The sequence below is a fragment of the Pedobacter alluvionis genome (assembly GCF_003664035.1).
GTDB lineage: Bacteria > Bacteroidota > Bacteroidia > Sphingobacteriales > Sphingobacteriaceae > Pedobacter > Pedobacter alluvionis.
Map to the genome: position 1 here is coordinate 478,628 of NZ_RCCK01000012.1, position 21,233 is coordinate 499,860.

Annotated in this window: 18 protein-coding genes; 8 read left to right on the plus strand and 10 right to left on the minus strand. The window is 37.6% G+C overall.

The features are described from left to right. Window positions 1–162: 162 nt before the first annotated feature. A complete protein-coding gene (locus BCL90_RS15970; protein WP_121284994.1) occupies window positions 163–933 on the minus strand; it encodes an SDR family oxidoreductase in 771 nt (256 codons plus the stop codon). Between the two features lie 151 nt (window positions 934–1,084). After that, complete coding sequence (locus BCL90_RS15975; protein ID WP_121284995.1) at window positions 1,085–1,672, minus strand: TetR/AcrR family transcriptional regulator; 588 nt, start codon at window positions 1,670–1,672, stop codon at window positions 1,085–1,087. 147 nt (window positions 1,673–1,819) lie between these two features. On the opposite strand from BCL90_RS15975, the gene BCL90_RS15980 reads away from it, so the two are divergent. The 3 genes from BCL90_RS15980 (at window position 1,820) to BCL90_RS15990 (ending at window position 4,679) form a co-directional block, all read left to right on the plus strand. After that, the gene (locus BCL90_RS15980) at window positions 1,820–2,731 is read left to right on the plus strand and encodes a helix-turn-helix domain-containing protein (protein WP_121284996.1); all 912 of its coding nucleotides are present in this window, start codon (window positions 1,820–1,822) and stop codon (window positions 2,729–2,731) included. 82 nt (window positions 2,732–2,813) lie between these two features. After that, complete coding sequence (locus BCL90_RS15985) at window positions 2,814–3,653, plus strand: SDR family NAD(P)-dependent oxidoreductase (protein ID WP_121284997.1); 840 nt, start codon at window positions 2,814–2,816, stop codon at window positions 3,651–3,653. Window positions 3,654–3,842: 189 nt separating this feature from the next. Beyond that, window positions 3,843–4,679: an SDR family oxidoreductase gene (locus tag BCL90_RS15990; protein WP_121285166.1), complete on the plus strand. Its 837-nt coding sequence runs from the start codon at window positions 3,843–3,845 to the stop codon at window positions 4,677–4,679. Window positions 4,680–5,157: 478 nt separating this feature from the next. Here the strand turns inward: BCL90_RS15990 and BCL90_RS15995 are convergent, their stop codons facing one another. Continuing rightward, a complete protein-coding gene (locus BCL90_RS15995; RefSeq protein ID WP_121284998.1) occupies window positions 5,158–7,443 on the minus strand; it encodes a GH92 family glycosyl hydrolase in 2,286 nt (761 codons plus the stop codon). 511 nt (window positions 7,444–7,954) lie between these two features. On the opposite strand from BCL90_RS15995, the gene mnmA reads away from it, so the two are divergent. Next, window positions 7,955–9,046 (plus strand): tRNA 2-thiouridine(34) synthase MnmA, encoded by a 1,092-nt coding sequence (gene mnmA, locus BCL90_RS16000; protein WP_121284999.1) that lies wholly within the window; start codon window positions 7,955–7,957, stop codon window positions 9,044–9,046. 262 nt (window positions 9,047–9,308) lie between these two features. Here mnmA and BCL90_RS16005 read toward each other — a convergent pair whose 3' ends face one another. Continuing rightward, on the minus strand, window positions 9,309–9,728 hold the full coding sequence (locus tag BCL90_RS16005; protein ID WP_244095096.1) for a hypothetical protein: 420 nt from the start codon (window positions 9,726–9,728) through the stop codon (window positions 9,309–9,311). A 187-nt stretch (window positions 9,729–9,915) separates the two neighbouring features. On the opposite strand from BCL90_RS16005, the gene BCL90_RS16010 reads away from it, so the two are divergent. Beyond that, window positions 9,916–10,278 (plus strand): response regulator transcription factor, encoded by a 363-nt coding sequence (locus BCL90_RS16010; protein WP_121285000.1) that lies wholly within the window; start codon window positions 9,916–9,918, stop codon window positions 10,276–10,278. A gap of 87 nt (window positions 10,279–10,365) precedes the next feature. On the opposite strand, the gene BCL90_RS16015 is transcribed toward BCL90_RS16010, so the two are convergent. The 3 genes from BCL90_RS16015 to BCL90_RS16025 form a co-directional block, all read right to left on the minus strand. Then, a complete protein-coding gene (locus BCL90_RS16015) occupies window positions 10,366–10,962 on the minus strand; it encodes an FMN-dependent NADH-azoreductase (RefSeq protein ID WP_121285001.1) in 597 nt (198 codons plus the stop codon). Window positions 10,963–11,187: 225 nt separating this feature from the next. Further along, a complete protein-coding gene (locus tag BCL90_RS16020) occupies window positions 11,188–13,137 on the minus strand; it encodes a glycoside hydrolase family 97 protein (RefSeq protein ID WP_121285168.1) in 1,950 nt (649 codons plus the stop codon). A gap of 160 nt (window positions 13,138–13,297) precedes the next feature. Next, window positions 13,298–13,984, minus strand: coding sequence for a DUF4142 domain-containing protein (locus BCL90_RS16025; protein ID WP_121285002.1), 687 nt, complete (start codon window positions 13,982–13,984; stop codon window positions 13,298–13,300). A gap of 166 nt (window positions 13,985–14,150) precedes the next feature. Between BCL90_RS16025 and BCL90_RS16030 the strand changes: the two genes are divergently transcribed. After that, window positions 14,151–14,450, plus strand: coding sequence for a hypothetical protein (locus tag BCL90_RS16030; RefSeq protein ID WP_121285003.1), 300 nt, complete (start codon window positions 14,151–14,153; stop codon window positions 14,448–14,450). A gap of 47 nt (window positions 14,451–14,497) precedes the next feature. Here the strand turns inward: BCL90_RS16030 and BCL90_RS16035 are convergent, their stop codons facing one another. Continuing rightward, window positions 14,498–15,322 carry an ion transporter gene (locus tag BCL90_RS16035; RefSeq protein WP_121285004.1) on the minus strand — a complete coding sequence of 275 codons (825 nt, stop codon included), beginning with the start codon at window positions 15,320–15,322 and terminating at the stop codon, window positions 14,498–14,500. 32 nt (window positions 15,323–15,354) lie between these two features. Next, window positions 15,355–16,206: an SDR family oxidoreductase gene (locus tag BCL90_RS16040; RefSeq protein WP_121285005.1), complete on the minus strand. Its 852-nt coding sequence runs from the start codon at window positions 16,204–16,206 to the stop codon at window positions 15,355–15,357. A gap of 441 nt (window positions 16,207–16,647) precedes the next feature. On the opposite strand from BCL90_RS16040, the gene BCL90_RS16045 reads away from it, so the two are divergent. Further along, window positions 16,648–17,367: a DUF481 domain-containing protein gene (locus tag BCL90_RS16045; RefSeq protein ID WP_121285006.1), complete on the plus strand. Its 720-nt coding sequence runs from the start codon at window positions 16,648–16,650 to the stop codon at window positions 17,365–17,367. A gap of 332 nt (window positions 17,368–17,699) precedes the next feature. On the opposite strand, the gene cobA is transcribed toward BCL90_RS16045, so the two are convergent. Next, window positions 17,700–18,464, minus strand: a complete 765-nt coding sequence (gene cobA / locus BCL90_RS16050; RefSeq protein WP_121285007.1) for a uroporphyrinogen-III C-methyltransferase — start codon at window positions 18,462–18,464, stop codon at window positions 17,700–17,702. A gap of 252 nt (window positions 18,465–18,716) precedes the next feature. Here cobA and nirB point away from each other — a divergent pair, with 252 nt between their 5' ends. Continuing rightward, on the plus strand, window positions 18,717–21,230 hold the full coding sequence (gene nirB / locus BCL90_RS16055) for a nitrite reductase large subunit NirB (RefSeq protein WP_121285008.1): 2,514 nt from the start codon (window positions 18,717–18,719) through the stop codon (window positions 21,228–21,230). Window positions 21,231–21,233: the final 3 nt, after the last annotated feature.

Consider the following 21,233-nt stretch of genomic DNA (forward strand, 5'->3'; position numbering starts at 1 on the left):
GGTATTTTAATATAGCAGGAATAGCTACAAAGGCCCTATCGTTTCATTAAGATTGAGTAAACACAGGATTTACACTTAATGGCGCGAAAGTAACAATTCCTATACTCAAAACCGTCATCTAAATGGAAACAACAATTTCTTTTGCTTTCCTGTTATATCATTTTATTGCTCAACAGAATCGATCCAGGCTTTTCTATCTGCATTCATCACATTCAGGGCATCAACTGGCGATTGCCTGAACAGTTCATAAATTTTAGCCGTATCACCTACCCTGATTTCAAATTCATCATTAGCTAAAGCGGCTAAAAGCTCATCTGCTACGACCGAAGGTTTAATTCCGTTGTGTCCACCAATTTCTTTCGAAAATTCGGTATCAACCAATGGTGGCATCAATTCAAAAACTTTAACAGTTGTTTCTTCTAAGCTCAATCTTAAAGAAGTGCTGTAAGAATGTAATGCTGCTTTACTGGCCGCATAAGTGGGTAAAGTAATTCCTGGAACATAGGCTACTATAGATGATACGTTTACAATAGCTGAGCTTTCTTGCTGTTTTAGTATCGGTAATAACTTTTGGTTAATCCTGATGATAGACAGGTAATTGGTTAACATTTCATCCTCTGCGTTGGCAAAAGCATCCTGGTTTGGATCGGCCAAATTATAAAGCAACGCTCTTCCAGCATTATTGATCACGATGTTCAATTGGGGAAATTCGGCTTTGATTCGGCTAACTAATTGATCTACATCTTCAGCATTGCTCACATCAGAAAGAATGGTGGTAACATTTTGGAACGATGCTGCAGCTGCATCCAGCCTTTCCTGGTTTCTGCCAGTAATAATTACGTGGTTATCCAAGGCAGTTAACTGTTTTGCGATTTCTAAACCGATACCAGCTGTTCCGCCGATCAATAAAACGGTATTTTGTGAAGTTTTCATTTTATATTTTTTTTAAAATTTTAAGATTAAACAAGTGCTGAAGGCATGAGCTGCGTCTCTTCCTTCGCTCCTTTCATAGGGGCTTCCCAAGTTATTGTCCTGGTTTTTTTTACAATAAAATACCAATCGGTATATTTTTAGTTAAAAATTTTTATCCGAGGCTTTCAACATATTTTTTTAATGACCCCATGATGAGGTTCCAATATTCCTTTTTTGAGGTCAGCTTAGAAATCATGATGCCCCCTTCTACCATAGCAATAATGGTTAAAGCGATCTGTTCCGGATGTTGATCTGGGTTGATCTCTTTACTGGCAATACCGGCTTCAACCAGTTTAGCAATTTTGTTTTTCCAATCTAAAACAGCTTTTAACACTCTTCCACGTAATTCGGGATGGGTATCATCAGCATCAATTGCAGTATTCAAAACCGGGCAACCTCCTTCTGATAATGAGCCATCGATAAATTTTTGATAAATATTAATGTATACTAAAAGCTTATCCTTTATGCTGGCTTGTTTGTTAATTTCAGCGTCTATCTTTGATGAAACATTTTTCAGGTTATAATCAAAAGCTGCTAAGGCCACTTCATCCTTATTGGCGAAGTTGCCATAAATGCTCCCCTTAGTTAAGCCTGTAGCAGCAGTGATATCATTTAAAGATGTACCCGCATAACCTTTCATATTAAAAATAGGTGCGGTTTTCTCTACAATAAAATTTCTTGTCTTTTCTGCTTTAGTCATGTTCTTTAAAATTGATAATGCAAAGATATACCAATCGGTATATTTAATCCAAATATTTTTATCATTGAAATCTCCTTTTAATTGCAGGTTTAACTTTGGTTAAATTGCAATAATTTGTTTTACGTTTGAATTTCGTAACTTTGATTTATGAACAAGCCAGAAACCATTGAAGACTTTTACCAGAACAAATTTAGTTTCTTACCAGATAATCTGAAGAATGGTGTAGGTCATTTCAACGTTTTCAAGCTGGAAGATTGTTTAAGGGATGATCATAAGCCAATGAGTTATAACCGCAGGGATTATTATAAAATCTGCCTTACCCGCGGACATAACGTTTACCATTATGCTGATAGGAGTATTGAGATTGATGGTACGGCTTTAATCTTTTTCAATCCACTTGTGCCTTACACCTGGGAGCTCGCTACTGGAAATAAAAGCGAAGTAACGGGGTATTTCTGTATTTTCACAGAAGCTTTTTTTACCGAAAAGATCCGCGGAAACATCAGTGATTTGCCCATGTTTACGCCAGGGGGGAAACCTGCATATATTTTAAATGAGCAACAGGATAAACAGATTGAGGAAATCTTCGGTAAAATGTTTGAAGAAATTAATACCGATTACGTTTACAAATATGATCTGCTTCGCAATTATATTACGGAAATTACGCACTTTGCATTAAAAACTCAGCCATCAGAAAGTTTATTCAAACATACTGACGCCAATACGCGGATAACTTCTGTTTTTACCGAGTTACTGGAACGTCAGTTTCCCATCGAAACCACTACACAAAGGTTTACCATGCGCTCAGCCAAAGATTATGCTTCTCAGCTTTCGGTACACGTAAACCACTTAAACCGTGCAATAAAAGAAACTACAGGCAAAACCACTACACATTATATTACTGAACGTTTATTAAGAGAAGCGAAGGCTTTATTGAAGCATACCGACTGGAATATCTCCGAAATAGGTTATTGTCTGGGATTTGAAGAACCGACTCATTTTAACAACTTTTTCAAAAAACTGACCAACCATACCCCCACTTCTTACCGAATTGTTTGAATTTTGCAATCATCAGTTTGATTAACGTAATAAAGCGAGTTCATCTGCACCGTAATTTTGTCTTAACAAAAAAGAAAAAACTATGGGCAAGAAAAAAGTTTGGTTTATTACCGGAGCTTCAAAAGGCTTAGGACTAAGTTTGGTTCATCAGTTGCTAAACGTGGGCCAATGTGTTGCGGCCACATCCAGAAATATCGATGAACTGAAGAAAGCAGTAAATAATGACGGTGGGAAATTCCTCCCCCTGGCGGTTAACCTGGCCGATGAACAAAGTGTAGAGGATGCAATAAAAGCGACCATTGCAAAATTCGAAAGAATTGATGTTGTTATCAATAATGCTGGTTACGGAATCGGAGGCAGTATTGAAGAGCTTAGTGATGCTGAAACACGCAATAGCTTTGATGTTAACGTTTTCGGAACATTAAATGTCATCAGAAAGGCCTCACCTTATTTAAGGACACAACGTGCTGGGCATATCATCAACATCGCATCAATTGCGGGTATTGCTGGTGCAACCGGCTGGGCAGTATATGCAGCCGCAAAATCAGCTGTGATTGCATTATCAGAAGTATCGGCAGAAGACCTAAAAGAATTTGGCATAAAAGTAACTGTGGTGGCGCCTGGTGCTTTCAGAACAAGCTTTTTAACTGCTGATTCGTTGATTTTGGCTGCCAATCCAATCGCCGAATACGAAGAAGTGCGCGCAATACACAGCAAATACCTAAAAATGGACGGTCAGCAAATCGGCGACCCTGAGAAAGCTGCTGCTGCAATGATCTCATTGGCAAGTATGCCTAATCCACCCCTCCATTTGCTTTTGGGGAACGACGCTTTTCAAAGGGCAAACAACAAGTTAGAATCGCTGCAGAAAGAATTTAGAGACTGGAAAGCCATTAGCATTTCGACAGATCTTGACAATTAACTATGAGCTAACAGGGAATTAGCAATCAAAAAAAGAGGTTGTATCATAAACCTAATTTCACTAGAATTTGTCACGTTGAGCCTGTCGAAACGCCTTAAAAGTGTTATGAATGTCCTTCGACAGGCTCAGGATGACAGTGCTATTTATGATACAGCCTTATCAATTCATTTCATTCTAAAAAACAATATTATGGAAAATCAAAAAGTTTGGTTTGTAACAGGTGCATCAAAAGGCCTGGGACTTACGTTAGTAAAAACATTATTAACCAACGGCCTGAACGTTGCCGCAACATCAAGAAACCTAAACGATTTAATCAACGCAGTTGGTGAACAAGAAAACTTTTTACCATTAGCGGTTAACCTGATCGATGAAAGTAGCGTAGAGGCCGCAGTAAGTCAAACGATCAGCAAATTCGGTCAGATAGATGTAGTGGTAAACAATGCAGGTTATGGCATGCTTGGCGCTTTGGAAGAATTGAGCGACAAAGAATCGCGTCAAAATTTTGATGTGAATGTTTTTGGTTCATTAAACGTCATCAGAAAGGTACTTCCTCAATTGCGGAAACAACAATCGGGTCATATCTTTAATATTTCTTCAATTGGTGGCTTTTCGGGTAATTTCCCTGGTTTCGGAATTTATTGCGCTACCAAATTTGCGGTTGTTGGTTTTACTGAATCATTGGCTGCCGAAGTAAAATCAATGGGAATCAAAGCAACAGTTGTAGAACCTGGTTATTTCAGAACAGCATTTCTTACTGAAGGATCATTAGCAGTGCCAGGTTCACCGATTGATGCCTATAAAGAGGTGCGCGACTCGCAAGCGGCACATCAAAACGACATCAATAACCAACAGCCTGGCGATCCTGCTAAGGCAGTTGAAGTAATTATTGAGGCATCAAAAAGTGAAAATCCACCACTTCATTTGTTCTTAGGTCCTGATGCTTATCAGGTAGCTGATGCAAAAATTGCAGATGTACAAAGAGATATGGCCAATTGGAAATATTTAGCAACTGCCACTAACTTATGACGAGGTTGGCGCGTAATATCTGGATCAATCGCCATTTCGAGCGGAGTGCAGCGAAGCCGAGAACCCGAAGGCTCTGCGAAGCAAAATCTGCCTGGATAGATCTCTCCATTTCGCTGCGCTTCAGTCGAGATGACGATTAGATTTTACACTTTAAATATTTCCTCTTAAACCACTGTGCCAGGCTAACCAATGCAATCAATGCGGGTGATAGATAATTTAGATATCAAAATTATTTCAAACTAATTACTTTCTGCCACGGAAACAAGGAAGTCACGGAATTGACATTAGGCTTTTATAGGTTTGGTGTTTAGCGCAGGACCGATTAATCGATCTGTTAGTTCAGAGTCTTAAGTCGTCAATCTTGAGTGGTTGTAGCCTCCAGGCTATAAACCATGAACTATCAAACTATTGACTAATGAAACAAAAAAAACGTCGACCAGTAAAGCCGACGGTTTAATTTGTACAGGAATTAGAAAAATTATTTTTTAGGTTTTGCGCTCATGTAAAAAGTAAGCTTTCCTCCGTTTGTGATATCTGAATGTTTAATTTTATGATCGGTAATTTCTTTGCCGTTTAATAAAACTTTCTCTACATAAACATTTTTATCGCTTTGTTTGATGGCTTCAACAGTAAATGTTTTACCGTTCTCTAAGTTAACTACAGCGCTATTAACCAACGGGCTACCTAACGAATATACATCTGAGCCTGGTGCTACCGGATAAAAACCTAATGAAGAGAACATGTACCATGCACTCATCTGGCCACAGTCGTCATTTCCACCCAAACCATCAGCAGTAGGCTTGTACTGCATGTTTAGGATGTGGCGAATCTGCGCCTGTGTTTTCCATGGCTGGTCTGTCCAGTTATAAAGGTAAGCGATATGGTGTGCAGGCTCATTACCATGCACATATCCGCCAATAATACCTTCGCGGGTAATATCTTCAGTGTGAGCAAAAAACTCATCGGGTAAATGCATCGTAAACAAAGTATCTAAACGCATTGCAAATTTCTTTTTACCGCCCATCATTTCAATCAGCGAAGCCGGATCGTGTGGAACAAAGAAACTGTAGTTCCAGCTGTTACCTTCAATAAAACCTTGTCCTTCGGTATCTTTTGGATCAAATTGCTTTTTAAAAGAGCCATCTGTCAGTTTCGGGCGCATGAAACCAGAAGCACTGTCGTAGTTGTTTTTCCAGTTGTTAGCACGTTTGATAAATTCGTCGTAAACATCCATACGGTTTAATTTCTTAGCCAATTGTGCAATCGACCAGTCATCGTAAGAATATTCTAAATTATTAGAAACTGAAATTCCCGATTTTTCTGCCGGGATATAACCCTTATCCATGTAATAGCCAATTCCCTCATAATCGCGGTGTTTTGCTGTTGCAATACAGGCATCCAATGCTTTGTTTGCATCGCCATTATAAGTACCCTTAATAATCGCATCAGAAATTACAGAAACACTGTGGTAACCGCTCATACACCAGTTATCGTTGGCATAATGCGACCAGATCGGCAACATGTGTAAACTACTCTGATCGTAATGTGCCATCATCGATTTCACCATGTCATTACTTCGGCCTGGCTGCATAATATTAAAGAATGGATGTAGGGCGCGGTAAGTATCCCAAAGTGAGAATGTAGTGTAATTGGTAAAACCCTCAGCTTTATGCACCCCTTGATCTAAACCTTTATACTCTCCATTAACATCGGTATACGTTGTTGGATTGATAAAAGCATGATATAAAGCGGTGTAAAAGTTTATTTTATTATCGTTAGAAGTAGTTACCTGTATTTTATTCAATTCTTTATTCCAGGTAGCCTGTGCCTGAGTTTTCACTTTTTCGAAATCCCAGCCAGAAATTTCTGCACGCATATTCTGCAAAGCATTTTCCTGACTAACCGGAGATAAAGCAAATTTAATCTTGATCTTCTCCCCTTCCTGAGTATCAAAATCGAAGTGCATTTTTAACTTTTTGCCAGCAATTTCAGGGAAGTTCTGTTCCTGGTTAAACTTTCCCCAAAAACCTCTGTAAGCCTGTTTAGCATCATAGCTTTTGCGTCCATAACTTTTGAAAGGTTTAGAAAAACTCATTGCAAAATAAACTGTTCTGGTTCTCGCCCACCCATTGGTTTGACGGTAACCGCTAATTAGCGTATCATTCACAACACGAACGTAAGTCCACACGGTTTTTTCTTCGTAATTATAAATACCTGCCATCAGGTCCAAAATAATATGCGATTGATCCGATTTAGGAAAAGTATATTGGTGCATCCCTACCCTTGTGGTTGAGGTTAATTCGGCGGTAATGTTATCATCATCTAATTTTACTTTGTAATAACCTGCCTCTGCAACCTCATTGGCGTGAGAAAATGCAGAACGGTAACCACCTTTTGGATTTGATGCGGTACCAGGATTCAGTTGTAGTTTACCTTGCGTAGGCATAATCAGAAAGTCACCTAAATCTGAGTGACCCGTACCACTAAAATGTGTATGACTAAAGCCGGTAATGGTTTTATCCTCATATTTATAACCTGCACAATATTTATATACATCGCCATTGTATTTTCCGTTTACTTCGTAGGATAAAGTATCTGTTTCAGGGCTTAGCTGAACCGAGCCAAATGGAACTGTTGCACCAGGATAGGTATGCCCCATTTTAGATGTACCAATAATGGGCTTAACATACTGCACCAGGTTCTGCTGTGCCGACGTAATAAGGGCTGATAGCAAAAGACAAGGCAGGATAATTTTTTTAATCATATCTGTTTTAAAATTTAGCTTGTTTTGTTGAAAATTCTAAGGTATTAATTTATCTTCAAATATGCATAAAACATAAAACTAAAACGTTTAAGTAAAATAAAAAATACATTTAATAGGCTTGAAGGTACAACTTATTGTAATTCAAACCTCGCAGGTTTTTAAAACCTGCGAGGTTTATGCGAGTTCTTTTTCATTGTCAAAGAAGTCAAGTTTATTGCACCGTGTTATTTTAAACTTGACTTCTTTTAATTTATAGGTACAGACGTTGTTGAATAAACCTGATAGAACGGAAAGCCTGGAGCGAAGCATGAGCGAGGACTTGAAGGGAGCAGGACTAACATTCCTATTAACACCGTACCACTCGTTTTCAAAAAAAATTGACCACTTAAGCCATCTCAGGACATCTAAGTGATAAGCTTAAGCAATTTGGGAACCGCTTTTTACAAGTAACTGACTTGCTTTAAATAATTTCAGCTAAATAAACCTTATTTTTGCGTCCAATATTTTTAAGATGAGTAAACACGGTAGAATTCTGGTTGCCATGAGTGGCGGGGTTGATAGTTCGGTTGCGGCTGTAATGTTGCATGAGCAGGGTTATGAGGTTATTGGCTTAACTATGAAGACCTGGGATTATGCTACTTCTGGTGGTAGCAGTAAGGAAACTGGATGTTGCTCATTAGATAGTATTAATGATGCCCGTACACTTGCGGTAAACTATGGTTTTCCGCATTATATCCTCGATATCAGAGACGAATTCGGCGATTATGTAATCGATAATTTTGTTGATGAATACCTTGCCGGAAGAACGCCAAACCCATGTGTATTATGCAATACACACATTAAATGGGAAGCGCTTTTAAAACGTGCCAATAAACTGGATTGCGAATTTATTGCAACCGGGCATTATGCTAACATCCGTCAGCAAGACAGCGGCCGTTATGTAATTTCGAAAGGAAAAGACGAAAATAAGGATCAATCTTATGTACTTTGGGGCGTTTCGCAAGAAAACCTTTCGCGAACTAAATTCCCGTTGGGCAGTTTCGCGAAATCTGACATCAGACAGATGGCTTTAGATATGGGGCAAGAGGAACTGGCTAAAAAATCGGAGAGTTACGAAATCTGTTTCGTACCTGATAACGATTACAGAGCTTTTTTAAAACATAAAGTTGAGGATTTAGAAGACAGAGTAGCTGGCGGAAATTTCATTTTAAGTAATGGAATGGTTGTTGGACAACACAAAGGTTATCCTTTCTATACCATCGGGCAACGTAAAGGTTTAGGTGTTGCATTTGGTGAGCCCATGTTTGTGACGCAAATTCTGCCTGAGAGCAATACCGTAGTTTTAGGTAAAGCTGAGGAGCTTGAACGCCGCGAAGCTATGGTACGCAACATTAACCTGATAAAATATGCGAGCATTGAAGAGCCGATGAATGATGTGATTACCAAAATCCGTTATAAAGATGCGGGTATGTTAAGTACAATTGTTCAGGAAAAAGATAAAATGCGTGTGGTTTTCGATCATAATGTTTCAGCAATAGCACCAGGTCAATCGGCGGTATTTTACGAAGGAAATGATTTATTGGGTGGTGGGTTTTTGGTTTAATACTTCCCCTACTGTAATAAGAAAACGAGTTGCTAATGGTAACTCGTTTTTTTTTGCGCTCTTGTTACGCATATCGAGGGGATTGTCACGCTAAATTTATTTCAGCATCTTTCATGCTATTTATTTTTAACTTCCGCGAACCATCCATCCAAATATTCAGGCCTATAGTTGATTATAAGTGCAATTTTTTTCGCTTTAAGATTCCCGCATACGCGAGAATGACGATCGCTAAAAAAAATATTATTTAAAACGCATTTCTTTATTATTCACTTCCCTTAAAAACATTAACAGAAGCTGTTTTCCAATGGATGTAGCCTAAATTACCGCAGGTTTGTGCTACAAAGTTTTCTACATCCTCCGGCACATCGTTAACAACGCGCCATCTAATCTTATATTTTGGGTTGTAACTGATATACACCACCAGATCGTCACTACGTTGCCCGATGGCTTGTAAATGTTGCAAATGGATATCCTGTAAATCTGCGGCAGCAACTCTCAATCTTTCATTCATGATTTTACCTAATGAAAGATCTGGTCTAAAATCTGTTTCGAATATGGCTAAAACGGTAACGGTCATATAAAAAATAAATATATCAGCAAACAAAACCAAGTTAGAAGCTTTTTGTTTAAAATCATCTTTTAAATACAAAGAGTTATCTTGAAATTCTTTGTATTCTGTCACTTCAAAAGCAAATCTATACTAAAAAAATTAGTATCAAAATTTATTTTTATATTTTTTTTAGTCAGCATGAAAATTATAGAAATGCATGACACGGGCGATGAGGAAGGTTAATAACTCCAATATTGTGTATAACTATCTTAAACATCTGATAGCTAGGTGAGTTATCCATGTAATAAAAGTAGAGCTTATGAAAAAGTGCATCTATGTAGTGGAGGACAATCCAAGTATTCGAGAAATCATCGAATTTTTATTAATCGAAGAACTTTATGAGGTAAAGACCTGCCCTAACACCAACGATTTTTGGCTTCAAATGAGTAAACACCTGCCAGATATGGTAATTCTTGACATTATGTTACCAGATGGAAACGGGCTGGACATTTGTAATACCCTTAAGCGAAATATTAAAACATACAATATTCCGGTCATGATGATGTCGGCCAATAACCATTTAAATGCAGTTAAGGCAAAGTGCGATGCAGAAGATTTTATCAATAAACCTTTTGATCTGAATGATTTTGCCAGCAGGGTTGATAAATATTTAGCAGCGTAATTTTTTAATTCAAAGTCATTAGTTCACAGTCTTTAGTCGATTATTTAATTTTACTAATGGCCAGTGAACTAATGACTAATTAACCATCTAAATTGATATACTTTCGATTGCTTTATCCAAAGCCACTTCCTTTAAATCAGGAATGCTTACGCCTTCTGCGCGATATGCGGTAATATCGGTCATGCCCATAAAACCAAGAACCGATCTTAGATAAGATTCTGTAAAATCATAAGGTTTCATCGGTCCTTCTGAATACACACCACCGGAAGAAATCGCCAGGTATACTTTTTTGTTTTTTACCAAACCTTCAGGGCCTTTTTCTGAGTAGCTGAATGTTTGACCGGCACGTGCAATATGATCGATCCATGCTTTTAAAGTAGAAGGAATGCCGAAATTATACAACGGCGCACCGATTACAATCACATCAGCATCTTTAAGTTCGGCAATGGCCTCATTTGAATGTTTTATCGCTTCCGTAAATTCTGCCGTGTGATTTTCTTGCGGTGTAAAAAAAGAATTGATGTGTACCTCTTCCAAATGGGGAAATGGGGTATTGGTAAGATCATGTGTAGTTAAAGTGCTTCCAGGATTTGTGGCCTGTAATTTTTCAACAATCGCATTTCCCAATTTAATACTGAAAGATGCTTCGCCCCTCGGGCTTGATATCAGATGTAATATTTTCATTTTTTTGCCTTTTTATGTCTGGCAAAATTATAGATACGAAGTATCAAAAAGCTATTACTATACCAAAGGATAGCGCTATCCTTTGGTATAGTAGCAATTCTTTCTTAATAAAAAAGGGAGTTACATTGATTTATTGAAAAGTCGTCATTCCCAACTTGATTGGGGATCTTAATGCATTAGATGTGATTTATTTGCATTAGGATTGACGATTCATTTATAATTACACTACTTAAGTAGCTCAATCACAGCAACAAAACCACCATCTTTTACCATATTGATGTCGATTGTTTCTCCTGCTTTGATTGGTTTTACGATACGTTTAAAATCCATCGCCTGAAAATCGGCATTGATACCATCTTTGATCAGGGTGATCTGGTAATTTGTATTTGGCTTCAAAAAACCGGTTTCAACTTTCAAGTCGTGTTTTTGATCGTTGCCCATAGCGCCAATAAACCATTTTTCGCCCTTACGTTTGGCTGTAACAATATATTCGCCAACGCTTGCATCGAGGATTTTAGTTTCATCCCATGTAACGGGAACGCTGGTAATAAACGAAGTGGTTTCAGGCTCTCTTAAATAGTTAAAAGGATTATCGGCCAACATTTGAAAACCGCTTTCAAAAACAATATACATAGCCAACTGATGCGCTCTGGTACCAATGCTCATGGTATTTACCCAGCTAGGTTTATAATCCTGTTTATGTGCCGAACGCATGGCTCCAGGCGTATAATCCATCGGACCAACGGCGTTACGTAAAAAGGGAAGAAATAAGTTGTTGTTCGGTGTGGCCAAGCCACCGCCAATATTTTGTTCCATACCTATAACGCCTTCATAAGAAAGCACATTAGGATAAGCTACCTCCAAACCAGCTGGTTTAAATGCACCATGAAAATCGACTAAAATATGATGTTTAGCCGCCTCTTTAGCTACACGGGTGTAGTAATTTACTATCCACTGATCGCTCCTATCGATAAAATCGATTTTCATCCCAGCAATGCCCCATTTCTCCAGGGTTTCGAAAATGTTGAAGTTATTTTCGACTGCCAGCCAGGTAAACCAAAGTACAATTTTTACATTTTTTTGTTTGCCATAAGCAATTAACTCTTGCAGGTTAATGGTTGGATTAGGTTCAAAAGGATTAAGAGTTGTTTTTGCCCATCCTTCATCCATAATAATGTAAGGAATACCAAATTTAGAAGCAAAATCGATATAATATTTATAAGTATCCTGATTATAACCCGATTTAAAATCTACTCCATAAACGTATGCATTGTGCCACCATTCCCAGGTAACCTGGCCAGGTTTTATCCATTTGGTATCTTGCAACTGGTTAGGCGTACTTAATTTATAGACCATTTGGTTAGCAGCCAACTGGGTATCTTTATCGGTAATAACCAAAAAACGCCATGGAAATGATCTTTTGCCAGCTGTTTTAGCAATATAACCGGCTTCTTTTAAAATTTTCTGACTTCTGTCTCCATCCTCTCCAAAAGCCAATGGCACTTTTGGAAAAATGGCATCAACGGTTTTATCATTAGTTGCTTTTACAAACAAACAAGGATAATCATATAGATCGGCTTCTGATAAAAGTGCTTTATATTTTCCTGTATTAAACAATATTGGTAAAACACTCATTTTTTCTTTATTCACTTTCCCCAGCTCGTTTTGACGGTATAAAATCTCATAAGAAGTTTTGAAACCACCTGTTTCTAAATAAGCCGCTTTAACCGGATCGTTAAAATTAAGATGCACATCTTCACTGTTAACTATGATCGAATCTTTTTTATTGGTGATGAAACGATAAGCGATTCCGTCGTTATAAGCCCTGAACTCCACACTGAAATCGCCTTTAAAATCCAATCGTAATAAATTATACTGATTGAGTACCCTACGATTTTTAAGCGGAACAATTGGATTCGAACTGGTATTAACCGAGGAAATTGTTTTCTTTAACAATTTTGCATCTGCACCAAGTTTCGCCTGATCCAGGTTGAGCTGTAAGTATGAATTGGTCAAAAAAGGATCGCCATTAAAAGTAACCGCGTAACTAATCTTATCTTTAATGTTTATCGAGATCTTAATCCGTTTATCTGGTGACAGAATTTCTATCGGTGCACTAAAGAGTTTTATTGTAAAAGAAAGTAATAAAATGATTAGTGATAAATGTTTCTTCATAATTAATTGCATGTTAGGTTTAATAAATCGTTTTAGTTAAATAAAGTTAAAAAGTTTTTGCATTCAAATTGGATTTAAGATGAAAAATGCTGTATAAAAACAGAAAATAAAAAAGCCGGTCTGTTAAATCAAACCGGCTATTCATATTTAAAGAATAACTTTATTTGGCGGCTAAAGCATTCACGTGTTTTAAATGTTTTTTTAATACTGGTAAATATTTTTTGGCATATGCTTTAACCTGCGCATCGGTAGACTGCGTTGCCCTTTCAAATAAAGAAACCGCATTTTGATGATCGGCAACCATCATCTCAACATAAGCTTTATCGAATGAAGCTCCACTTAAATTATTTAATTTTTCAATCGCATTGGTCACGTCAGCTTCAGTAGCACCATTGGTGGGTTTTTTTGCCAGTCCGGTATTGCCTGCTTCACCTCCGGCATTTTTGGTTCTTGAGGTATCTCGCATGTTGTCAGGTGATGAATCTACCCTTCCATCTGGTCGCAGTTCACCTTCTGGCCTGCTCATTGGTAAATTGACTTTTTTAAGTTTTGCCAATGCTCTTAATTCTTCATTGGCCCTGGTATGATCATCAACCATCATCTTGCCAAATGCCTTGATCTTTTTATCTGTTGCTTTCTCTGCCGCAAGTTTCCCGGTCAATACCTCTTTCATTCCTGCTATTGCCGCTTGTTGCAAAAATTGTGCAGTGGTTAAACTATCTTGTTGCTGGATGTAATCAAATGATCTTGTATAATGCCATTCTGCTTTTGCAAATGCATTAAACGACGCTGTTGAAATGATCATTCCTACTAAAGCTATTTTCCTGGTATTGAAATGGTTTTTCATTGTGGCTTAATTAAAGGTAAATACATTAATAAAACCTGTTAACAAGTAAAAAGGTTTAGGGAAAATATTGACTGCCTAAAACTTACAACGCATGGGGATTAATAATTTACATTTTACCTAAACCTAATGTGTTTTCAACCTGTTCTTATAAGAAAACATTTATGCTATGGAAAATCTAGAAAACAATCAACCAGAAGAAGAAATTCAAAACATCGAACAGTTCCAGATCAACCGTTCGGAGGGAAATGCAGCCGATGGTCATGCTACTCCTGAGTCATCTGAAGATAATGAATATACAGAGGATGAAGTGCAATATGCTGATGGTGAAGGCACACAATTAAATGAAGAAATTGAAGGTCCGGAAGACGATGATGAAACAGAAACAGATGATTATAACGAATCTGATATAGAAGAACTTGATAAAGATCCAGATGCCTACGATGAGGAAGATAGTGAAATGTTATAAACCAATAATTTTCGTTAAAGATGCCAGATTTTAATAGTCTGGCATTTTTATTTAAACAGAGATGAACCGCAGTATTTGCAAAAAAGGGCATCACTATCATGCCCTTCCCTGCTACAACCCGGACACGATTCTGGCATTTCTTTTTTATGTTTTGCAGCCATAGCAATATCGTGGGTAATGATTCCTGTAGGTACAGCAATAATGGCATAGCCGATTAACATTACAACAGAAGCTACAAATTTACCTAATGGCGTAATAGGCGAAATATCGCCATAGCCAACGGTGGTTATGGTTACAATTGCCCAATAAATACTTTCGGGGATGTTTGAAAAACCATTTTCCCGTTTTTCGACCAAATACATAATAGAACCCAGAATTACGGTGATGGTTAAAACAGTTAACAGAAAGATACTGATCTTTCGAACACTGTTTTTTAAGGCTTGGGTTAAGAAATTAATTTCCGTTAAAAAATGTCCGAGTTTAAAAATCCTGAAAACACGCAGCAGTCTTAACGCCCTAAAAACCAGCAAAGATTGTGCACCAATAAAAAATATACTTAGGTAAGATGGTAATAAGGCAATCAAGTCTATGATACCCAAAGGACTGATGAAATACCTGATTGGTTTGCGGATACTCACCAACCTTAAAATATATTCGATGGTGAAGAGTGCGGCAAAAATCCATTCCATGATATTGAACAGCTTACCGTAATGTTGGTGAATACCAACAACACTATCAAGCATTACCACAATAATGCTTGAAAATATCGCAATTAATAACCCAACATCAAAAGCTTTACCCGCAGGTGTATTCGATTCGTAAATAACTTCGTGCAGTTTAAAACGCCAATCTTTAGGTGAATCTGATGCCATAATTTTTCAAGGAGTTTTAAAGGTAACAGAAATTACCCATTTACCACTTCTCCACCATTAACATGTATTACCTGCCCTGTGATAAAAGAGGCATCATCTGAGGCCAGGAAAACATAGGATGGCCCAAGTTCTGAAGGTTGTCCTGCCCTTTCCATTGCCGTTTCACTCCCAAAAGATTTGATCTTTTTTTCGTCAAAAGTAGATACAATGAGTGGTGTCCACACAGGTCCGGGTGCCACCGCATTTACACGGATCCCTGTTTTGGCTAAATTTGTAGCGAGCGAACGGGTAAAAGATGTTATTGCGCCTTTAGTTGAAGAATAATCGATCAGGTTTGGCGAAGAGCGATAAGCCGTTACTGAAGAGGTATTGATAATGCTATCGCCTGCCTGAAAATGCTTTAATACTTCATCTGCAAAATAAAAATAACCAAATATGTTGGTGCGGAAAGTATCTTCCAGCTGTTTTTCGTCAATCTTTTTTGGATCTTTTTGAGGGACCTGCATTCCCGCATTGTTGACCAGAATATTGATCTTTCCAAATTTTTTGACGGTTGTTTCGACCGCTTTTTTACAAAATGCAGGCTTTTTAACGTCGCCCTTAATTAATAAACAGTTTCTACCTTCAGCCTCCACCATTTTCCGGGTTTCCTTAGCATCAATATCTTCATTTAAATAAACAATGGCTACATCAGCACCTTCCCTTGCAAAATGAACTGCTACTGAACGGCCAATCCCGCTATCTCCACCGGTAATGAGCGCAACCTTATCATTCAATTTTCCGGCACCTCTGTAATTTGTTTTAATTACTTCTGGTCTTGGATCCATCTTCGCTTCTATGCCTGGTTGTTTGTTCTGTTTAGCAGGTGTTTTTTGAGTTTTCATAGCTTATTAATTAAAATTCCTTCCTGTTGGCATTTAAACAAGAATTGCAGCATCAAAGTTTTTATAAATCGAAAATGAGTAAGACGAATGAGTTTTAGAACCAGTTCATTAAATATGGAGTGTCTAAAGACGAATAAAACATATTCCGATTTTCATTTATATAAAACCTAAATAAGTGAAATGAGTATATACCCTTAAAACGGTTGAAAATGCGTTAATCTTTGCTGACATGAAATAATTGATGAGGATAAACTTTATCATTATTTAATGATAGATGCTAGAGATTGTTCAAGGGAGCCCCGGATCGAACTGATATCTACAGGTTATAAAAATGAAAATAATGAAATAATCTGGAACCGGGAATATATGCCAGTACCCAAATTGTACGATCTAAATTAAATCAGGCTAAACATATTAGGGGCAGTTGATGTTAAATTATTTATGAAGTTTGTTTTGCTATTACTTTTATGCTGCTCTTTTTATGCGAAATCCTTTGCTCAATATGCCGATAGTACCAATTACCATGTTCTACTTACTTCAACCGGATCGATTAACCGAACCAATGAAGACCGTGCCTATTTATTAAATAATGCACTAAATTTTGGACTTAAAAAGAAAAGTTTCGTATTAAATTCTACTTCAGCCTGGCTTTATGGTAAACAGAACAACAGTTTAACCAATAACGATTTTTCTACTACCTTAAATTTTAACCTGTATAAAACCTTCCCTCATTTTTATTATTGGGGTTTAGTGAATTACAATACAAGTTATTCTTTAAAATTAAAAAATCAATTGCTGGCTGGTGGAGGCATCGCCTATAGCGTATTAGATAAACCCAATGCTTATATCAACCTGAGTGATGGGGTATTATTTGATCAAAGTAGCTTAATTGTAGGTGATAGCTACCACACTTATCGGAATTCATTAAGGTTACAATATCATTTCGCAATAAAGGAACTGATTACCATTGATGGTAATCATTTTTTGCAGAATTCCTTCTCCAGAAAAGGTGATTACATTATCCGCTCATCGGCAACTCTTGGATTAAAACTTCGCAAGTGGATTAGTTTAACTACAGCATTAAACTATAACAAACTGAATATTACCAGGAGCGAAAACTTGAACCTTACTTATGGGTTAACACTTGATAAATATTTTTAGATAAGTCCAGAGTCGTTAGTATGAAGTCTGGAGTATAATAAATAGCCTTTGTCATCTTGAAAGCAATGAAGCATCTTTCACGTTGACCCGATAGCCGTTCACCAGTTTTACTATATAAGAAATATAAGATCATTTAAGTCCTTAATTGATGATTAATTCAGAGTTGATAACCAATTTAAGCACTTACACCATTAGCTGACCATTAAGAAGTTAAGAAAGTTAAGATTTTAGAAATTGCTATAAGCTCCTGTTTATCAGGAAATAAGCCTGCGTTTGAGCTTTTAGCATCAATTAACCGGTTAAACTAATGACAATTGAACTAATGAGCCTATTTACGCCGACAACAATTCTGCCTGATTCAGATTCGCATAAGCTTTAGCCTGCACCACATTACCAATGATAATAATGGCCGGATAAGTTAAACCCGCCTGTTCTGCAGATTCCTGTAAATGCTGCACCGAACATACTACTTGTTTTTGATTGGGTAAGGTAGCGTGCTGAATAATTGCAGCAGGCATGTCACCTAAGCCCGCATCACAATAGGCTTTAGAAATTTCACCAACTTTTTTCATGCCCATATATATAACCACTGTAGCCGAACTTTTCATGGCACATTTTAAATCGTTGGTTAAACTTCCGTCCTTTTTAGTTCCGGTAAGTATCCAGACACTTTCGCTAATTCCACGGTGTGTTAAGGGCACATCGATAAAACCTGCACCTTGCATACTGCTTATACCTGGAATATAATGACATTTAATGCCTCTGGCCTCCGCATAAATTAATTCTTCGAATCCTCTGCCGAAAATAAAAGGATCTCCACCCTTTAAACGCACTACTACCTGGTAATTTTGGGCATTTTCGACGATTAATTCATTTATTTTCTCTTGTGGGGTGTATTTTCCATAAGGTTGCTTGCCAACATAGATCATTTTACAGGTTTTAGGAGCAATTTCGAGCAATTTTTCATTACTTAAGTTGTCATAAAGAATAACTTCTGCTCTTTTTAATACATTAAAAGCCTTCATGGTGATTAATTCCGGGTCTCCAGGACCTCCGCCTATTATAAAAAGTCCAAAATCAGTAGTTTTTTGATTCATAATTTTAATGATTTAACTATTTAAATATAAAAGTGATGAAAATTTATTAAAAAGTTAAATATTTTATGATAAAAATCATTCTTTATTAACTTTTAAACAATTAAAATATATATTTGTATATCAAAAATCATATAAATATTAAGATATATAATTTAATAATGATTATTTGATGATAAAAAACATCAAAACAAATAATCTGGAATAAAAACAGCCAACAGAAACTAAAAAAAAACACTAAACACCTTGAGATTTATGAAAGAACCACAAATAATCGTAATAGGAAATGGAATGGTGGGATATAAATTCTGCGAAAAGCTTAGGTCAAAAACTTCTTCTTTTAATCTTATTGTTTTTGGAGAAGAACCCCGCAGGGCTTACGATCGTGTTCATTTAAGTGAATATTTTAATGGCAAAACCGCCGACGACCTCTCCCTTTCTACAGAAAACTGGTATCAGGAACAAAATATTACCCTATTTCTCAACAACCCGGTTACTAAAATAGACCGCGACCTTCAAAAAGTTTACACCGCCAATGGTTTAGATTATAGCTACGATATCCTTGTTTTTGCTACGGGTTCTGGCGCGTTTGTCCCTAATATACCTGGAATTGAGAAAGAAGGTGTTTTTGTTTACCGTACTATAGAAGATCTTGACCTTATTAGTAGTTATGCAAAAAAGGCTAAAACAGCTTCAGTTATAGGAGGAGGTTTATTGGGACTAGAAGCCGCTAAAGCATTGATAGATTTGGGGATCGAAAAAACCAGTATTATTGAATTTGCACCGCGCCTAATGCCAAGGCAAATTGATGCTGCTGGTAGCGACATGCTTAAATCTAAGCTGGCGGATTTAGGTTTACAGATCCATCTAAATAAAAACACCACGAGCATTGAAGGTGATGGCCGTATTACTGCATTGAAGTTTAGTGATGATACCGCTTTAGATGTTGATATGCTGGTAATCTCTGCCGGCATAAAACCACGGGATGAACTGGCGAAAGCCTGCGGCATTGAGGTTGGTCCACGCGGTGGAATTGTAGTTGATGAAAAAATGCAAACCAACGATCCTGCTGTATTTGCCATTGGCGAATGCGCCTTATACGATGGAATGATTTATGGTTTGATTGCGCCTGGCTACGAAATGGCCGAAGTGCTGGCTGCAAATCTTTGTGAAGGCGAAAAAACATTCACCGGATTTGATATGAGTACCAAACTCAAACTGATTGGCATTGACGTAGCCAGTTTTGGTGATAATTTTATTGCCGAACCAGATTGCCGCACTATTATCTTCGAAAACAAACACAAAGGAGTTTATAAAAGAATAAATGTTAGTAATGACGGGCAATACCTTTTAGGAGGTATATTAATTGGAGATGCAACAGCGTATAACCTGCTGTTGCAAACCTCTAATAACAAAATTGTTTTACCAGAAGACCCGGCAGAACTGATATTGGGTGCGCGTGGCGGAAGCGAATCTGCAGGCGGAGCCGGAATTACAGGTTTACCAGATAGTGCATTAATATGCAGTTGCGAAGGTGTTAGTAAAGGCGATATCTGCTCTACAGTAGCAGATGGTTCCTGCGAAAACATTGATGACCTGAAAAAATGCACTAAAGCAGGTACAGGTTGTGGCGGTTGTTTGCCGATGGTAAAAGATTTAATGACTTATACCTTAAAATCGCAAGGTAAATATATCAAAAATGTAATCTGCGAGCACTTTAATTACAGCCGGCAAGAGCTTTTTGACCTCATTCATATTCATGAACTAAAAAGTTACGACGAAGTATTAGATGTTTTAGGTAAAAATGACGGTTGCGAAGTATGCAAGCCGCTGGTATCTTCACTCCTTGCGAGTCTTTGGAACGAAATGATCCTTAAAAAAGGAAATGATGTGGCGCAGGATAGTAACGACCGTTTTCTGGCGAACATTCAAAAAGGCGGCTCATATTCTGTAGTGCCAAGGGTTCCGGGTGGAGAAATTACACCTGACAAATTGATTGTAATTGGTGAGGTAGCTAAAAAATACAACCTCTACACCAAAATTACAGGCGGTCAGCGGATTGATATGTTTGGGGCACACCTCAACGATCTTCCAATCATTTGGGAAGAATTAATTGCCGCAGGTTTTGAAAGCGGACATGCTTACGGGAAAGGTTTAAGAACCGTTAAAAGTTGCGTTGGTAGCACCTGGTGCAGATTTGGTTTGCACGATAGCGTGAGTTTTGCCATCAGAATTGAAGAGCGGTACAGGGGTATCCGTGCACCACACAAATTCAAATCGGCGGTAAGTGGATGTATCAGAGAATGTGCAGAAGCCCAAAGTAAAGATTTTGGCATTATTGCCACCGAAAAAGGCTGGAATTTATACGTATGCGGTAATGGTGGAAGCAAGCCTCAACATGCCCTTTTATTGGCAACAGATCTTGATAGTGAGACCTGCATTAAATACATCGACAGATTTTTAATGTTTTACATCCGCACAGCAGATCCACTTACCCGAACCGCAACCTGGTTAAACAAAATGGAAGGCGGAATAGATTACTTACGGAATGTAATTATTAATGATAGTTTAGGAATGGCGACCCAGTGGGAAAATGAAATTGAGAATTTAATCGCTTCTTATAAATGTGAGTGGAAAGAGGCCGTTGAAAATCCTGCCATCAGAAAAAGATTCTCTCATTTTGTAAATGCACCTGAAGACAAAGACCCAACTATAGAATTTGTTGAAATGCGCGGACAAAAGAGGACCGCTGAATGGAAAACAGTTTAATCA

Coding starts and splice junctions, on each gene's coding strand:
- BCL90_RS15970 (WP_121284994.1), bottom strand. CDS start 933: ATGAAAACTTCACAAAATACCGTTTTATTGATCGGCGGAACAGCTGGT.
- BCL90_RS15975 (WP_121284995.1), bottom strand. CDS start 1,672: ATGACTAAAGCAGAAAAGACAAGAAATTTTATTGTAGAGAAAACCGCA.
- BCL90_RS15980 (WP_121284996.1), top strand. CDS start 1,820: ATGAACAAGCCAGAAACCATTGAAGACTTTTACCAGAACAAATTTAGT.
- BCL90_RS15985 (WP_121284997.1), top strand. CDS start 2,814: ATGGGCAAGAAAAAAGTTTGGTTTATTACCGGAGCTTCAAAAGGCTTA.
- BCL90_RS15990 (WP_121285166.1), top strand. CDS start 3,843: ATGGAAAATCAAAAAGTTTGGTTTGTAACAGGTGCATCAAAAGGCCTG.
- BCL90_RS15995 (WP_121284998.1), bottom strand. CDS start 7,443: ATGATTAAAAAAATTATCCTGCCTTGTCTTTTGCTATCAGCCCTTATT.
- mnmA (WP_121284999.1), top strand. CDS start 7,955: ATGAGTAAACACGGTAGAATTCTGGTTGCCATGAGTGGCGGGGTTGAT.
- BCL90_RS16010 (WP_121285000.1), top strand. CDS start 9,916: ATGAAAAAGTGCATCTATGTAGTGGAGGACAATCCAAGTATTCGAGAA.
- BCL90_RS16015 (WP_121285001.1), bottom strand. CDS start 10,962: ATGAAAATATTACATCTGATATCAAGCCCGAGGGGCGAAGCATCTTTC.
- BCL90_RS16020 (WP_121285168.1), bottom strand. CDS start 13,137: ATGAAGAAACATTTATCACTAATCATTTTATTACTTTCTTTTACAATA.
- BCL90_RS16025 (WP_121285002.1), bottom strand. CDS start 13,984: ATGAAAAACCATTTCAATACCAGGAAAATAGCTTTAGTAGGAATGATC.
- BCL90_RS16030 (WP_121285003.1), top strand. CDS start 14,151: ATGGAAAATCTAGAAAACAATCAACCAGAAGAAGAAATTCAAAACATC.
- BCL90_RS16035 (WP_121285004.1), bottom strand. CDS start 15,322: ATGGCATCAGATTCACCTAAAGATTGGCGTTTTAAACTGCACGAAGTT.
- BCL90_RS16040 (WP_121285005.1), bottom strand. CDS start 16,206: ATGAAAACTCAAAAAACACCTGCTAAACAGAACAAACAACCAGGCATA.
- BCL90_RS16045 (WP_121285006.1), top strand. CDS start 16,648: ATGAAGTTTGTTTTGCTATTACTTTTATGCTGCTCTTTTTATGCGAAA.
- cobA (WP_121285007.1), bottom strand. CDS start 18,464: ATGAATCAAAAAACTACTGATTTTGGACTTTTTATAATAGGCGGAGGT.
- nirB (WP_121285008.1), top strand. CDS start 18,717: ATGAAAGAACCACAAATAATCGTAATAGGAAATGGAATGGTGGGATAT.